Origin of the sequence: Streptococcus sp. UMB1203 (assembly GCF_030217725.1) — a bacterium.
Lineage (GTDB): Bacteria > Bacillota > Bacilli > Lactobacillales > Streptococcaceae > Streptococcus.
Map to the genome: position 1 here is coordinate 1 of NZ_JASOOK010000015.1, position 16,522 is coordinate 16,522.

17 protein-coding genes and 1 pseudogene are annotated in these 16,522 nt (G+C 38.5%); 14 read left to right on the forward strand and 4 right to left on the reverse strand.

Annotation, left to right across the window (positions count from 1 at the left end; all coding sequences use genetic code 11):
* The 14 genes and pseudogenes from QP439_RS05170 to QP439_RS05235 form a co-directional block, all read left to right on the forward strand.
* On the forward strand, positions 1-219 hold a 219-nt coding region (locus tag QP439_RS05170), incomplete at its 5' end, for a hypothetical protein (protein WP_285388234.1).
* Between the two features lie 26 nt (positions 220-245).
* Complete coding sequence (locus QP439_RS05175) at positions 246-722, forward strand: PTS sugar transporter subunit IIA (RefSeq protein ID WP_285388237.1); 477 nt, start codon at positions 246-248, stop codon at positions 720-722.
* Positions 723-760: 38 nt separating this feature from the next.
* A complete protein-coding gene (locus QP439_RS05180) occupies positions 761-1,066 on the forward strand; it encodes a PTS sugar transporter subunit IIB (RefSeq protein ID WP_000590547.1) in 306 nt (101 codons plus the stop codon).
* 48 nt (positions 1,067-1,114) lie between these two features.
* Entirely contained in the window at positions 1,115-2,590 is a 1,476-nt protein-coding gene (locus tag QP439_RS05185) for a PTS galactitol transporter subunit IIC (RefSeq protein ID WP_285388240.1), read from the forward strand.
* 98 nt (positions 2,591-2,688) lie between these two features.
* Positions 2,689-3,585: an aldose 1-epimerase family protein gene (locus QP439_RS05190; RefSeq protein ID WP_285388242.1), complete on the forward strand. Its 897-nt coding sequence runs from the start codon at positions 2,689-2,691 to the stop codon at positions 3,583-3,585.
* Positions 3,586-3,851: 266 nt separating this feature from the next.
* Positions 3,852-4,277, forward strand: a complete 426-nt coding sequence (gene lacA, locus QP439_RS05195) for a galactose-6-phosphate isomerase subunit LacA (protein WP_000029277.1) — start codon at positions 3,852-3,854, stop codon at positions 4,275-4,277.
* A gap of 148 nt (positions 4,278-4,425) precedes the next feature.
* A complete protein-coding gene (gene lacB / locus QP439_RS05200) occupies positions 4,426-4,941 on the forward strand; it encodes a galactose-6-phosphate isomerase subunit LacB (protein ID WP_001216910.1) in 516 nt (171 codons plus the stop codon).
* Between the two features lie 10 nt (positions 4,942-4,951).
* A complete protein-coding gene (locus QP439_RS05205) occupies positions 4,952-5,881 on the forward strand; it encodes a tagatose-6-phosphate kinase (RefSeq protein WP_125417140.1) in 930 nt (309 codons plus the stop codon).
* Position 5,882: 1 nt separating this feature from the next.
* Complete coding sequence (lacD, locus tag QP439_RS05210; RefSeq protein WP_001229114.1) at positions 5,883-6,863, forward strand: tagatose-bisphosphate aldolase; 981 nt, start codon at positions 5,883-5,885, stop codon at positions 6,861-6,863.
* 233 nt (positions 6,864-7,096) lie between these two features.
* The gene (locus tag QP439_RS05215) at positions 7,097-7,933 is read left to right on the forward strand and encodes a PRD domain-containing protein (RefSeq protein WP_000285712.1); all 837 of its coding nucleotides are present in this window, start codon (positions 7,097-7,099) and stop codon (positions 7,931-7,933) included.
* A 34-nt stretch (positions 7,934-7,967) separates the two neighbouring features.
* Complete coding sequence (locus QP439_RS05220; protein WP_042751088.1) at positions 7,968-8,285, forward strand: PTS lactose/cellobiose transporter subunit IIA; 318 nt, start codon at positions 7,968-7,970, stop codon at positions 8,283-8,285.
* Positions 8,285-9,976: a lactose-specific PTS transporter subunit EIIC gene (locus tag QP439_RS05225; protein WP_175880761.1), complete on the forward strand. Its 1,692-nt coding sequence runs from the start codon at positions 8,285-8,287 to the stop codon at positions 9,974-9,976. The genes QP439_RS05220 and QP439_RS05225 overlap by 1 nt, the downstream gene beginning before the upstream one ends.
* A gap of 164 nt (positions 9,977-10,140) precedes the next feature.
* The gene (gene lacG, locus QP439_RS05230; protein WP_285388275.1) at positions 10,141-11,547 is read left to right on the forward strand and encodes a 6-phospho-beta-galactosidase; all 1,407 of its coding nucleotides are present in this window, start codon (positions 10,141-10,143) and stop codon (positions 11,545-11,547) included.
* A gap of 41 nt (positions 11,548-11,588) precedes the next feature.
* Positions 11,589-11,846, forward strand: a pseudogene (locus QP439_RS05235) (DUF3884 family protein).
* 104 nt (positions 11,847-11,950) lie between these two features.
* On the opposite strand, the gene QP439_RS05240 reads toward QP439_RS05235, so the two are convergent.
* The 4 genes from QP439_RS05240 to nrdH form a co-directional block, all read right to left on the reverse strand.
* Entirely contained in the window at positions 11,951-12,718 is a 768-nt protein-coding gene (locus tag QP439_RS05240; RefSeq protein WP_285388279.1) for a DeoR/GlpR family DNA-binding transcription regulator, read from the reverse strand.
* A 142-nt stretch (positions 12,719-12,860) separates the two neighbouring features.
* A complete protein-coding gene (nrdF, locus tag QP439_RS05245; protein WP_023948166.1) occupies positions 12,861-13,823 on the reverse strand; it encodes a class 1b ribonucleoside-diphosphate reductase subunit beta in 963 nt (320 codons plus the stop codon).
* 189 nt (positions 13,824-14,012) lie between these two features.
* Positions 14,013-16,172, reverse strand: coding sequence for a class 1b ribonucleoside-diphosphate reductase subunit alpha (gene nrdE, locus QP439_RS05250; RefSeq protein ID WP_285388284.1), 2,160 nt, complete (start codon positions 16,170-16,172; stop codon positions 14,013-14,015).
* Between the two features lie 80 nt (positions 16,173-16,252).
* Entirely contained in the window at positions 16,253-16,471 is a 219-nt protein-coding gene (gene nrdH, locus QP439_RS05255) for a glutaredoxin-like protein NrdH (protein WP_000259240.1), read from the reverse strand.
* Positions 16,472-16,522 lie beyond the last annotated feature (51 nt).

The following is a 16,522-nucleotide window of genomic DNA, read 5'->3' on the forward strand; positions in this document are numbered from 1 at the left end:
TATGGGACTTTTTTTCTACACAAAAAAGGCTCCATAAGATCCATAGGGGATTTACCCACTACAAATATTATAGAGCCATATAAAAAAGCTTTGAATGTTTGTTTATGTGTTTGTTTTTATATAACAAACTATAAAAGAAACAAAAATATAAAAAAAGAGACAAAAAAGAACAGAAAAATATTGACAACGATTTCATATAGTGTTATACTTATAGCATAAAGTTAATGGAAAGAAGGGAAAACCTTATGGGATTAGATCATTTCTTTGACAAAAACCTTGTGTTTTGCTTAGAAGCGGATAATCAAGAACAACTCTTTGATCAGGTTGCAACTTTGTTGGAAGAACGAGAAATCGTAACTCCAACCTATCGTGAAGCCTTGATCACACGTGAAAAGTCATTTCCAACTGGCTTAGATATGGAATTTTTGGGTAAGGATTTGCCGAATGTGGCTATTCCTCACACGGATATTGTTCATAATCTAGCCGAAAAAGTTGCGGTCGTTCGATTAGAAAAACCAGTGACTTTCCACAATATGATTGCGCCAGATAAGGAAGTAGAGGTATCCTTGCTCTTCTTTATCATTAATAACTCAAGTTCAAGTCAAACGAACATTCTTGCTCAGTTGATGGACTTCTTTACTGGAAAAGGTCATCTTGAAGACCTATCAAAAATTTCTGAACCAGAAGCCCTCTATGCTTATATCGCTGAAGCAACTGCATAATCTTGTCTATTAAAAATATTAAATCGGAGGAAATCCATATGATTAAAATTCTTGCTGCCTGCGGTGCAGGTGTTAACTCAAGCCACCAAATTAAAAGTGCTCTTGAAGAAGAACTTTCAAACCGCGGTTTTGATGTTCACTGTGATGCAGTCATGGTCAAAGACGTTAACGAAGATCTTATCAAAGGTTATGACATCTTCACACCAATTGCTGCTACAGATCTTGGTTTTGACCCAGGTATTCCAGTTATCGAAGCTGGACCAATCTTATTCCGTATCCCAGCTATGAGTGCTCCAGTGTTTGACAATATTGAAGCAGCTATTAAAGAACACGGGTTAAGCTAATTCTAATTTGTTATCATTCATATAACTATAAAAAAGGGAGGAACTATTATGGATGTCATTATCGAACTAGCCAATAAGCTGTTCAAACCTATCTTGGATATGGGTGGACCAATCATCATGTTGATCATTTTGACAGTATTGGCTCTACTTTTTGGAGTGAAATTCTCCAAAGCGCTTGAAGGTGGTATCAAACTTGCCATCGCTCTTACAGGTATCGGTGCTATCATCGGTATGCTGAATGGTGCTTTCTCAGCATCACTTGCAAAATTCGTTGAGAATACTGGTATTCAATTGAACATCACCGACGTTGGTTGGGCACCACTTGCTACAATCACTTGGGGATCTGCTTGGACACTTTACTTCTTGCTCATCATGTTGATTGTCAACGTAGTGATGCTTGCTATGAAGAAAACAGATACACTTGACGTCGATATCTTCGATATTTGGCACTTGTCTATCACAGGTCTTTTGATTAAATGGTATGCAGATAACAACGGAGTTAGCCAAGGGGTTTCACTCTTCATCGCGACTGCAGCGGTTATTCTTGTTGGGGTTCTTAAAATCATCAACTCTGACTTGATGAAACCTACATTTGATGACCTTCTTAATGCACCAAGTTCATCACCAATGACTTCAACTCATATGAACTACATGATGAACCCAGTTATCATGGTTTTGGATAAGATTTTTGAAAAATTCTTCCCAGGTCTAGATAAATATGACTTTGATGCTGCTAAATTGAACAAAAAAATCGGTTTCTGGGGTTCTAAATTCTTCATCGGTTTCATTCTTGGTATCGTTATCGGTTTGATGGGTACTCCACATCCAGTTGCTGGCGTAGAAGATGCAGCAAACTGGCAATTAGTTATTAAAGGTTGGTTGTCTCTTGGTTTGACAGCTGGTGTGTCTTTGGAACTCTTCTCACTTATCGGTTCATGGTTCATCGCTGCCGTAGAGCCACTTTCACAAGGTATTACAAACGTTGCTACTAAACGTCTTCAAGGACGTAAATTCAACATCGGTCTTGACTGGCCTTTCATCGCTGGTCGTGCTGAAGTTTGGGCTTGTGCAAACGTACTTGCACCAATCATGTTGGTTGAAGCTGTGCTTCTTTCAAACGTCGGAAATGGTATCTTGCCACTTGCAGGTATCATCGCTATGGGTGTTACTCCAGCTCTCTTGGTTGTAACACGTGGTAAATTGCTCCGTATGATTATCTTCGGAACACTCTTGTTGCCACTCTTCCTTCTTTCAGGTACACTTATCGCACCATTTGCAACAGAACTTGCTAAAGGTGTAGGTGCCTTCCCAGAAGGTGTGAGCCAAACTCAATTGATTACTCACTCAACTCTTGAAGGACCAATCGAAAAACTTCTTGGTTGGACAATTGGTAACACTACAACTGGTGATATCAAAGCAATCCTTGGTGCTGTAGTCTTCCTTGTATTCTATATCGGTATCTTTGCTTGGTACAGAAAACAAATGATCAAACGTAACGAAGAGTACGCAGCAAAAGCAAAATAATGCGCTCCTATAAAATGTAAATTGTTGAAACTAGGTTGTCATACCATTAGGAGTGACAGCCTAGTTTTTTATAAACTATCAAGAAATCGGAGAAAATAATGATAATTGAATTAAAATCAGAACAATTAAGAGTTCAATTTAACAGTTTTGGTGGGGCTCTTTCTTCTATAAAGGATGCTGAGGGACTGGAGTATTTGTGGCAAGGGGATGCTACTTATTGGAGTGGACAAGCTCCTGTTCTCTTTCCTATTTGTGGTTCATTGAGAGAGGATACAGCCCTCTATATAGATGAGAAGGGAAAAGAAAGTCAAGGAAAGATTCCTCGTCATGGTTTGGTTCGTAAGAAAGAATTTGAATTAGTTGAACAGACAGACAAGAGTGTAACTTTTGCAATTGAAGACGATGAGAATAGCTATCAAAATTATCCTTATCATTTCCGCCTAGAGATCACTTATAGCCTTTCTGGCAAAACAGTACGAACTCAATACAAAATCTTTAATAAAGAAACTAACAAGGTCATGCCTTACTTTATAGGTGGACATCCAGGATTTAATTGCCCCTTACTGGATGATGAAGTCTATGAAGATTACTATTTAGAGTTTGAGAAAGAAGAGACTTGCTCTGTTCCACGTCCTTTCCCAGAAACAGGTATGTTGGATTTCCATGATAGAAGTCCATGGCTAGAAGGTCAAAAAGAATTAGACCTCAGCTATGATCTTTTCAGTATAGATGCAGTTACTTTAGATGAATTACAATCTAGAACAATTGCTCTTCGTTCTCGTAAACATGATAAGGGATTGAAAGTGCACTTTGCAGAGTTTTCAAATCTCATTATCTGGTCAACTTTAAATAAAGGACCTTTCATTGCTTTTGAACCATGGTCTGGCTTGTCAACATCCCTTGAAGAAGGAGATCATCTCGAAGATAAGAAGAATGTTCGTCTCCTAGAACCTGGTCAAGTAGATCAAATTGGTTTTGATATCGAAATTTTTTAGTTAAAAAAACACAAAAACAAACACTAACTGTTGACTTTTTTAGGAAATAGGAGTATATTATGTTTGTAACAAACAAATAATCACTTGTTATATTTTCTTTCGCGGAGAAGGAGTATTTCTAGGAAACTGTTTTCCTAAACTTGAATAAGGTGTAAATCATCTCGTTCAATCTAATTTGTCAATAAACTGCTAGAAATCCTTTTGTAGGTCAACTGCTAACTACGAAAGTCTTTACTAGCCTAGAAAAATAAAAAGGAGTATACAATATGTCTATTGTTATCGGTGCAGATGCTGCAGGTTTGAGATTGAAAGAAGTTGTGAAAGACTTCTTGGAAAAAGAAAACTTCCACGTTGTGGATGTTACAGCTGAAGGTCAAGACTTTGTTGATGTGACTCTTGCTGTTGCTGCAGAAGTAAACAAAGAAGAACAAAACCTTGGTATCGTGATTGATGCTTATGGAGCTGGTCCATTCATGGTTGCAACTAAAATCAAAGGAATGGTTGCTGCAGAAGTATCTGACGAACGTTCAGCTTATATGACTCGTGGACACAACAACTCACGTATGATCACTATGGGTGCACAACTTGTCGGTGATGAATTGGCTAAAAACATCGCTAAAGGATTTGTTAACGGTAAATACGATGGTGGACGTCACCAAATTCGTGTCGACATGTTGAACAAAATGTGCTAATACGCTTCAAAAATCAAGATAATCTGTCGTCAGCTCACTTTAGCTAACCTCAGTTATGCTCGCAGCTCGCTTCCTAAGCTAATCTTGATTTTTCTTGAGTAAGGATAAATGATATTAGATTTATATAATTAATCGGAGGGAATAACTAATGAGAATTGCAATTGGATGTGATCACATCGTAACAGATGAAAAAATGGCGGTTTCAGAATTTTTGAAATCAAAAGGATATGAAGTCATTGACTTTGGTACTTATGACCATACACGTACTCACTACCCAATCTTTGGTAAAAAAGTAGGGGAAGCTGTAACTAGTGGTCAAGCTGATCTTGGAGTATGTATATGTGGTACTGGTGTTGGTATCAACAACGCTGTAAATAAAGTTCCAGGTGTCCGTTCTGCCTTGGTTCGTGATATGACAACAGCCCTTTATGCTAAAGAACAATTGAATGCCAATGTTATCGGTTTTGGTGGTAAGATTACTGGAGAATTGCTCATGTGTGATATCATTGAAGCTTTCATCCATGCTGAATACAAACCATCTGAAGAAAACAAAAAATTGATTGCGAAAATTGAACACCTTGAAAGTCACAATGCTCAACAAACAGACGCAAACTTCTTCACTGAATTCCTTGAAAAATGGGATCGCGGAGAATACCACGACTAAGAGGTGACATATGATTTTAACAGTCACAATGAACCCATCCATTGATATTTCCTATCCCTTGGATGAGTTGAAGATTGATACTGTCAATCGTGTGGTGGATGTAACCAAAACGGCTGGTGGTAAGGGACTCAATGTTACCCGAGTACTTTCAGAATTTGGGGATTCTGTTCTTGCTACTGGTTTAGTGGGTGGCAAACTTGGTGAGTTTTTGGTTGAAAATATCGATGATCAAGTAAAGAAAGATTTCTTCTCAATTCAGGGAGAAACTCGTAACTGTATCGCTATTCTTCACGGAGATAACCAAACAGAAGTTCTTGAAAAAGGTCCTGAAGTATTGGAACAGGAAGGTCAAGACTTTTTGGAACATTTCAAAAAACTCTTGGAGTCAGTTGAAGTAGTAGCTATCTCAGGTAGTCTACCAGCTGGCCTTCCAGTTGATTACTATGCGAGCTTGGTAGAACTTGCTAATCACGCTGGCAAGCCTGTTGTCTTGGACTGCTCTGGTGCAGCACTTCAGGCGGTTCTTGAATCAACACATAAACCAACAGTCATCAAACCAAATAATGAGGAATTATCTCAGCTTCTTGGAAGAGAAGTTTCTGAGGATTTGGATGAATTAAAAGAAGTTCTTCAAGAACCTTTGTTTGCAGGTATTGAATGGATTATCGTTTCACTTGGTGCCAACGGTGCCTTTGCCAAACATGGTGACACTTTCTACAAGGTAGATATTCCTAGAATTCAGGTGGTCAACCCTGTTGGATCTGGAGATTCTACAGTTGCTGGAATTTCTTCAGGTTTACTTCATAAAGAATCGGATGCAGAATTACTCATCAAGGCAAATGTCCTTGGTATGCTCAATGCTCAAGAAAAAATGACTGGTCATGTCAACATGGCCAACTATCAAGCTCTATATGATCAATTAATAGTAAAAGAGGTATAAAATGGCTTTAACAGAACAAAAACGTGCACGCTTAGAAAAACTTTCTGATGAAAATGGTATCATCTCAGCTCTTGCATTTGACCAACGTGGTGCTTTGAAACGCCTCATGGCTCAACACCAAACAGAAGAACCAACTGTGGCTCAAATGGAAGAACTGAAAGTCTTGGTAGCAGATGAATTGACTAAATACGCTTCATCTATGCTTCTTGATCCTGAATATGGACTTCCAGCAACTAAAGCTCTTGATGAAAAAGCTGGTCTTCTCCTTGCTTATGAAAAAACAGGTTATGACACAACAAGCACAAAACGCTTGCCAGACTGCTTGGATGTTTGGTCTGCAAAACGTATTAAAGAAGAAGGTGCAGATGCAGTTAAATTCTTGCTTTACTATGATGTAGATAGCTCAGACGAACTCAACCAAGAAAAACAAGCTTACATCGAACGTATCGGTTCTGAATGTGTGGCTGAAGATATCCCATTCTTCCTTGAAATCCTTGCTTACGATGAAAAAATTGCTGACGCAGGTTCTGTAGAATACGCTAAAGTAAAACCACACAAAGTTATCGGCGCTATGAAAGTCTTCTCAGACCCACGCTTTAACATTGATGTCTTGAAAGTAGAAGTTCCTGTTAACATTAAATATGTTGAAGGCTTCGCTGAAGGTGAAGTAGTTTATACACGTGAAGAAGCAGCAGCCTTCTTCAAAGCTCAAGATGAAGCAACTAACTTGCCTTACATCTACTTGAGTGCTGGTGTATCAGCTAAACTTTTCCAAGATACTCTTGTATTTGCTCATGAATCAGGTGCAAACTTTAACGGAGTTCTTTGTGGCCGTGCTACATGGGCTGGATCAGTTGAAGCTTACATCAAAGATGGTGAAGCAGCAGCTCGCGAATGGCTTCGCACAACTGGTTTTGAAAACATTGACGAACTCAACAAAGTTCTTCAAACAACAGCAACTTCATGGAAAGAACGCGTGTAAGAAAGTCCTTCTAGTTTAGGAACATTAATCTAAAAAATTTTTAAAAAAGTTACATGTAAGGGTTTACAAAATAACTTACTTGTGCTATACTTAAATCACAAGTTAATACAAGGTGAGTGTTACTAAGTAATATTAGGCATGATCACAGGTGAATTAGAAATCGGATGATTTTCTAGTTCATTTGTGGTCATTTTTTGTACTAATATACCTTTAAGATATAAAAGGAGGTTGACATGTATCGAATTCTAAATCCCATGAATCACAATGTCTCGCTTGTCAGAAATGATAAAGGAGAAGAAGTGATTGTGATTGGTAAGGGGATTGCATTTGGAAAGAAGAAGGGGGATTTGATTGCTGAACATCAGGTGGAGAAAATTTTTCGGATGAAGACCGAAGAGTCCAGAGAAAACTTTATGGCTCTTCTCAAAGATGTTCCGCTTGATTTTATCACAGTGACCTATGAGATTATTGATAAGCTATCAAAGAAATATCATTATCCGATTCAAGAGTATCTCTATGTAACCTTGACAGATCATATTTACTGTTCTTACCAAGCTCTAGCACAAGGAAGGTACAAGGATAGTAATCTGCCAGATATTTCCACTAAGTATCCTGTCGCTTTTCAAATCGCAAATGAAGCATTTGAAATTTACCGTCAGAAGCTAGCGGATCATTTTCCTGAGGACGAAATTATTCGGATTGCTTATCATTTCATTAATGCCGAAGGTGAAAATGAAGTGGAACTTGTGGAGTCGATTGATAAGAGGAAAGAAATTCTCAGGAATGTTGAAGAAGTTTTAACGGACTATGCAATTCAACGAACCAAAGAGAATAATCATTTCTATGATCGCTTTATGATACATTTGAATTATTTCTTGGATTATTTAGATAGATCTAGAGATGATAATCAATCACTTCTAGATATGGAAGACCATATTAAACAATCCTATCCAAAAGCCTTCGAGATTGGTTCCAAGATCTATGATGTGATTACGCAACATACGGGTCTTGATTTGTATAAAAGTGAACGAGTTTATCTAGTTCTACATATCCAACGCTTATTGTCATAAAAATTATTTAAAATTATATAAGGAGAATTCTATCATGAATAGAGAAGAAGTAACATTGTTAGGTTTTGAAATCGTAGCCTATGCTGGCGACGCTCGTTCAAAACTATTGGAAGCCTTGAAGGCTGCTGAAGCTGGTGATTTTGAAAAAGCGGACGCTCTGGTAGAGGAAGCTGGTTCTTGCATTGCAGAAGCCCACCACGCGCAAACAAGTCTATTGACTAAGGAAGCTTCTGGTGAGGATTTAGCATATAGTGTGACCATGATGCATGGCCAAGACCACTTGATGACAACTGTCTTGTTAAAAGATTTGATGCACCACTTAATCGAACTCTATAAGAGAGGAGTTAAATAATGAACAAACTAATTGCATTTATCGAGAAAGGAAAGCCTTTCTTTGAGAAATTATCTCGTAATATCTATCTTCGTGCTATTCGTGATGGTTTCATTGCAGGTATGCCTGTTATTCTCTTCTCAAGTATTTTTATCTTGATTGCCTTTGTACCAAACTCATGGGGCTTTAAATGGTCTGATGATGTTGTTAATCTCCTCATGAAACCTTACAGCTATTCAATGGGGATTCTAGCTCTCTTGGTAGCTGGTACAACAGCTAAATCACTGACCGACTCAGTAAACCGTAGCATGGAGAAAACCAATCAAATCAACTATATGTCAACATTGTTGGCAGCAATTGTTGGTTTGTTGATGTTGGCAGCTGATCCTATCGAAAATGGTCTAGCTACTGGATTCTTGGGGACAAAAGGTTTGCTTTCAGCCTTCCTTGCAGCCTTTGTTACTGTAGCCATCTATAAGGTTTGTGTTAAGAACAACGTCACTATTCGTATGCCTGACGAAGTTCCACCAAATATCTCACAAGTCTTTAAAGATGTGATTCCATTCACTCTATCAGTGGTTTCTCTTTATGCTCTTGATTTACTAGCTCGTCATTTTGTTGGTGCAAGCGTAGCTGAATCAATCGGTAAATTCTTTGCACCACTCTTCTCAGCAGCAGATGGATACCTTGGTATTACCATTATCTTTGGTGCCTTTGCCTTCTTCTGGTTTGTTGGGATTCACGGTCCATCTATTGTTGAGCCTGCTATCGCAGCAATTACCTATGCCAATGCCGAAGTCAACTTGAACCTTCTCCAACAAGGGATGCATGCAGACAAGATCCTTACTTCTGGTACACAAATGTTTATCGTTACTATGGGTGGTACAGGTGCGACACTAGTTGTTCCATTCATGTTCATGTGGTTAACAAAATCTAAACGTAACCGTGCAATCGGACGTGCTTCAGTAGTTCCAACTTTCTTTGGTGTAAATGAACCAATCTTGTTTGGTGCACCGCTTGTATTGAACCCGATTTTCTTCATTCCATTTATTTTTGCTCCTATCGCAAACGTTTGGATCTTTAAATTCTTCATTGAAACTCTTGGAATGAATTCATTTACTGCTAATCTACCATGGACAACTCCAGCTCCACTAGGTCTAGTTCTTGGAACTAACTTCCAAGTTCTATCATTCATTCTTGCTGCCCTTCTAATTGTGGTTGACGTAGTCATTTACTATCCATTCCTTAAAGTCTATGATGAACAAATTCTTGAAGAAGAGCGTTCAGGTAAATCTAATGATGAATTGAAAGAAAAAGTTGCTGCAAACTTCAACACTGCAAAAGCAGATGCTATTCTTGAGAAAGCGGGTGTGGAAGCAGCACAAAATACAATCACTGAAGAAACAAATGTCCTCGTTCTCTGTGCAGGTGGAGGGACAAGTGGTCTCCTTGCAAATGCTTTGAATAAGGCAGCTGCAGAATACAATGTTCCTGTGAAAGCAGCAGCAGGTGGCTATGGTGCTCACCGTGAAATGTTGCCAGAGTTTGATCTTGTTATCCTTGCCCCTCAAGTTGCTTCAAACTTTGAAGACATGAAAGCAGAAACTGATAAACTCGGTATTAAACTTGCGAAAACAGAAGGCGCTCAATACATCAAATTAACTCGTGATGGAAAAGGTGCTCTTGCATTCGTACAAGCTCAATTCGATTAACGATAGGGACTGTGAAATAGTCTCCTATCGTTACGGAAATCGCTATGGCGAATTTCCTAATCGCCTTGTTAATTCGGTGACTTGATACAAGAAGTGAGATGGAGAATAAAGCCTCACTAGCCTCCTCTCCATCTTATTTCTTTTTTAATTAAAAGGAGAATTATATGTCAAAAACATTACCAAAAGACTTTATTTTCGGTGGCGCAACAGCTGCCTATCAAGCAGAAGGTGCTACACATACTGATGGAAAAGGACCAGTTGCGTGGGATAAATATCTTGAAGATAACTACTGGTACACTGCAGAACCAGCCAGTGATTTTTACAATCGATACCCAGTTGACGTCAAGTTGGCAGAAGAGTATGGTGTCAATGGCATTCGAATTTCTATTGCCTGGTCACGTATTTTCCCGACTGGTTACGGCCAAGTAAATGCTAAAGGTGTTGAATTTTATCATAATCTATTTGCAGAGTGTCACAAACGTCATGTTGAGCCTTTTGTAACTCTTCATCACTTTGATACGCCAGAAGCTCTCCACTCAAATGGAGACTTCTTAAACCGTGAAAACATTGAACACTTTGTAGACTACGCGGATTTCTGTTTTGAAGAATTCCCAGAAGTAAACTATTGGACAACCTTTAATGAAATTGGGCCAATCGGTGATGGTCAATACTTGGTTGGGAAATTCCCTCCTGGTATTCAGTACGACCTTGCCAAAGTTTTCCAATCGCACCACAATATGATGGTGTCTCATGCGCGTGCAGTCAAGCTATATAAAGATAAAGGATATAAAGGTGAAATTGGTGTTGTTCACGCACTGCCAACCAAGTATCCTTTAGATCCTAAAAATCCAGCAGATGTTCGTGCAGCAGAGTTGGAAGATATTATTCACAATAAATTTATCTTGGATGCAACTTATCTTGGACACTATTCAGATGAAACGATGGAAGGTGTTAACCATATCTTATCAGTCAATGGTGGTAGTTTGGATCTTCGTGAAGAAGATTTCACAGCATTAGAAGCTGCGAAAGACTTGAACGACTTCCTTGGAATCAATTACTATATGAGTGACTGGATGGAAGCATTTGATGGAGAGACTGAAATTATCCATAATGGTAAGGGTGAGAAAGGAAGCTCTAAATACCAAATCAAAGGTGTTGGTCGTCGTGTAGCTCCTGACTATGTACCACGTACGGATTGGGATTGGATTATCTACCCTCAAGGTTTGTATGACCAAATCATGCGTGTGAAGAAAGATTATCCTAACTACAAGAAGATTTACATCACTGAAAATGGACTTGGTTATAAAGATGAGTTCGTCGATAACACTGTTTACGATGATGGTCGTATTGATTATGTGAAACAACACTTGGAAGTCTTGTCTGATGCTATTGCAGATGGAGCGAATGTAAAGGGTTACTTCATTTGGTCATTAATGGATGTCTTCTCTTGGTCAAATGGTTATGAAAAACGCTACGGTCTCTTTTATGTAGACTTTGAAACTCAAGAACGTTATCCTAAGAAATCAGCTCACTGGTATAAGAAAGTAGCGGAAAGTCAGATTATAGACTAGTAGAGTTAGTAATTAGATATAGAATTCTAGTGAGGCAAAAGATGTTCAAAGATTTTATCCAATCTATTTATGAAAAAGTTTATATTATCAATTTTGATAAATGTTCTTAAATACCTTGTTTGACTAATGAGGAGCTGAAAAAACTTGGGAAATGGTATGTCTCTACCGGTAAAGAATGGATTTGCCATTCAGACTATGAGCTGGAAGAATTTAAAAATATCTTTTTAAATTTTATCAGTCCTGAAGAACGGGATAATATTTCCTTTGATTCAGATTTTATGCCGTTTCAACAATCATAAAGAATCTAGGAAGCTCTTTGTAAAAATCTTCATCAAAAAATGCGTCATATCAAGATTCTTATTTTCTTGATATGACGCATTTTATATTTTATCAATCCTCAGTTTTATGGTTTAGAAAGAATAATTTTTGTTTGTTTTGAAAGTTGTTCAAACGTTTCTTTGCTCAGTTTAGAATCTGAAATGATGGTATCAATATCAGAGATATTGTAGAAGGTATAAAAATCAAATTTATTGAACTTACTATGGTCAGCTAGTAAGTATTTTTTATTGGAATTGTTGAGAGCGATGCGTTGGGATTCACCTTCCTCTTCACTAAAGGTCGCAATCGCATTGTCCTTAATACCATTACAGCTAACGAAAGCTTTAGAAAATTGGAGATTAGCCAAGTTTTGCAAGGTTAGTGTTCCCACAAAGGCTCCAGTGATAGAGCGATAGTTTCCACCGATTAAAATCAAATCTGTTAGTTTTCGTTCGTTTAGAATGAGAAAGACTGGTAAACTGTTTGTTACAACACGAATATTATCAATTGGAAGTTCACGAGCAAAAGATTCCAAGGTTGTCCCTGGCCCAATAAAAATGGTTTCACCCTCATCAATTAAATGGCCTGCAAAACGGCTAATTTCTTGTTTTTCTGCGATTTGTAAGCTTTGTTTTTCAATATTGGAACGTTCATTATTTAAAATAGAACCTGTGCGAATTTTCTCAGCTCCCCCGTGTACTCGAACAAGTAAATCCTTGTCTGCCAACTCTTGCAAGTAGCGTCTAGCAGTCATATCTGATACATCTAAGCGAGTCATGATTTCTTTTACAGTAATAGTTCCCTTTGTATTTACCGTTTCTAGAATATTATCTAGTTTTTCCTGCTTTAACATCGTTATCACCTCTATTTCTATTACTATTTTATCATAAAGTATTCAATCAATCAATTTAAAAAACAAAAGAAAACAAAAACAAAAACATCATGGTTGTTTTAAACAAACCATGATGTTGTTATCACTTATAAAATAGATGACCTTAGTCCAAACCGTAGTTGTAGTCATCGTCTTGCATGGCTTCAACTTCACCAAGGAGGTAACCATTTCCGACTTGAGAGAAGAAGTCGTGGTTGGAAGTTCCTGTTGAAATACCGTTCATAACGATTGGGTTGACATCATCTGCTGAGTCTGGGAAGAGTGGATCTTGTCCCAGGTTCATGAGTGCCTTGTTGGCATTGTAGCGAAGGAAGGTTTTGACTTCTTCCGTCCAACCAACACCGTCATAGAGGCTTTCTGTATAGCCTTCTTCATTTTCATAAAGAGTGTAGAGCAGGTCGTACATCCATTCTTTGAGTTTTTCTTGCTCTTCTTCAGGCAATTCATTGAAACCGAGTTGGAATTTGTATCCGATATAGGTTCCGTGAACAGACTCATCACGAATGATCAATTTAATGATTTCAGCGACGTTGGCTAGTTTATTGTTACCAAGATAGTAGAGGGGAGTGAAGAAACCAGAGTAGAAGAGGAAGGTTTCAAGGAAAACGCTGGCAACTTTCTTTTCAAGTGGGCTACCGTTTAGGTAGATTTCGTTGACGATCTCAGCCTTCTTTTGTAGGTAAGGATTGGTATTGGTCCATTCGAAAATTTCTTCAATCTCAGCCTTAGTATTCAAGGTAGAAAAGATTGATGAGTAAGATTTAGCGTGGACAGATTCCATAAATTGGATGTTATTGAAAACAGCTTCCTCATGTGGTGTACGGATGTCTGAACGAAGTGCCTGAACTCCTGTTTCAGATTGCATGGTATCCAAAAGTGTCAAACCACCAAAGACTTTTCCTACCAAGTCTTTTTCTACATTTGATAGCTTTCTCCAGTCATCCAAGTCATTTGACAAGGGAATACGTGTATCAAGCCAGAATTGCTCCGTCAGTTTTTCCCAAGTTGATTTGTCGATGACATCTTCGATGGCATTCCAGTTAATGGCTTTGTAGTAAGTTTCCATTTTGAAATCTCTTTCTGTGTTTAGTATTGCGAACTCACAATTACTTCTATTTTATCATAATTCTAGAGGAGTATCGCACAAAAAGTCGGAAGCCCGACTTTTTGTTATTTCATAGTATAGATGCTTATTCTAGTTTAGCAGGGTGAATGAATCACTTATCTGAGAAAAAGTAGTTTTCTCAAGCAAAGATTAAATCACACAGCTTTCACATTGGTTGGCACCGACTTCTCCACCATCATCTGTAAAGGTACGGACGTAGTAGATAGACTTGATACCCTTGTTAAAGGCATAGTTACGAAGGATAGACAAGTCACGTGTCGTTTGCTTATTTTCCTTCTTCCATTCGTAAAGACCTTTTGGAATGTCACTACGCATGAAGAGAGTGAGTGAAAGTCCTTGGTCCACGTGCTCAGTTGCAGCAGCATAGACATCAATCACCTTACGCATATCCATGTCGTAGGCAGAAGTGTAGTAAGGAATGGTTTCTGTTGACAAGCCAGCAGCAGGATAGTAGATTTTACCGATTTTCTTTTCTTGACGTTCTTCGATACGTTGCGTAATCGGGTGGATAGAAGCAGAAACGTCGTTGATGTAACTGATAGAACCATTTGGCGCTACAGCAAGGCGGTTTTGGTGGTAAAGACCATCTGCTTGAACCTTGTCGCGAAGTTCAGCCCAATCAGCAGCACTTGGGATATAGACATCTTTGAAGAGTTCCTTAACACGTTCTGATTTTGGAACAAACTCGCCAGTTACATACTTGTCAAAGTAGCTTCCGTTAGCATAGTCTGATTTTTCAAAGTTATGGAAGGTAATACCACGTTCACGCGCGATATTGTTTGATTCTACCAAGGTCCAGTAGTTCATGAGCATGAAGTAGATGCTTGTAAATTCAACAGACTCAGGCGATCCATATTCAATCAATTGTTGGGCAAGGTAGCTGTGAAGTCCCATTGCACCAAGTCCAAAGGTGTGAGCTTGGCTATTTCCGTGGTCGATGGTAGGAACAGCTACGATGTGTGAACTATCTGTAACGAAAGTAAGGGCACGAACCATAGCACGGATTGAGCGACCAAAGTCAGGTGAAGTCATCATGTTGACCACGTTGGTTGAACCAAGGTTACATGAAACGTCCGTTCCCATTTGAAGGAATTCTTGAGCGTCGTTAATCAAGCTTGGTTCTTGGACTTGAAGAATTTCAGAACACAAGTTACTCATGATGATTTTTCCATCAACAGGATTTGCACGATTAGCTGTATCAATGTTGACTACATAAGGATAGCCAGACTCTTGCTGTAATTTAGAGATTTCAGTTTCCAAATCACGCGCCTTGATTTTTGTCTTGCGGATGTTTGGATTTGCGACCAATTCATCGTATTTTTCAGTGATGTCGATGTAGTTGAATGGCACACCGTATTCAAGCTCTACAGAGTAAGGACTGAAGAGGTACATTTCTTCATTTTTACGAGCCAATTCATAGAATTTATCTGGTACTACAACACCAAGTGATAGAGTTTTGACACGAACTTTTTCATCAGCGTTTTCTTTCTTAGTTGAAAGGAAGGCGATGATATCTGGGTGAAAGACATTGAGGTAAACAACACCAGCACCTTGACGTTGACCCAATTGGTTAGAGTAAGAGAAGCTATCTTCGAAGAGTTTCATGACTGGTACGACACCAGAAGCGGCACCTTCATAACCTTTGATAGGTGCGCCCGCTTCACGAAGGTTGCTGAGGGTAATTCCCACACCACCACCAATTCGTGAAAGTTGAAGAGCCGAGTTGATAGAACGTCCGATAGAGTTCATATCATCCGTTACTTGGATTAAGAAGCAAGATACCAACTCCCCACGACGAGCACGTCCAGCATTCAAGAAGGAAGGAGTAGCAGGTTGGTAGCGTTGGTGGATGATTTCATTGGCAATATCGATTGCAACAGCTTCATTCCCATCAGCGAAATAAAGGGCGTTAAAGAAGACGCGGTCTTCCATACTTTCAAGATAGTATTCACCGTCGTTAGTCTTTAAGGCATATTGATTGTAAAATTTATAAGCTGCCATGAAAGACTTGAATTGGAAGTTTTGGTCTTTGATAAATTGATGCAATTCTTCCAAGAATTCGGGACGGTATTTCTTGATAAAGGCTGTTTCGATGTAGTTGTGTTCAATGAGGTAGTCGATTTTATCAGTGATTGAATCAAAAACCATAGTGTTTGGAACTACATTTTCTTTAAAGAAGGCATCCAAGGCTTCCTTATCTTTATGAAGCATGATTTGTCCATTGACAGGACGGTTGATTTCGTTATTAAGACGGAAGTAAGTCACGTCCTCAAGATGTTTTAATCCCATAAAATTTCCCTTATCTAATTACAAAAGAAAGGCTTCTAAGTTAGCCCTAGAAGCAGTTTCTTCTGGATGATGTACTAAGATTATGCTAATTGTTTCAATTTTCCTGGTTGGAAACCTGAAAAGACTTCAGTTGGTGTTTGGATAACAGGAGCTGCGCTGAAACCGAGCTCTTTAACTTGATCGATGTACTCAGGTTGCTCATCAAGATTGATTTCACGATAAGCGACATTATTACTGTCCAAGAAACGTTTGGTCATTTTACATTGGACACAGTTGTTTTTAGAATAAACGGTTACCATTGTGTAACTCCTCTTTCAAAATAGATTACTTTTTTAGTATATCAGAAAATA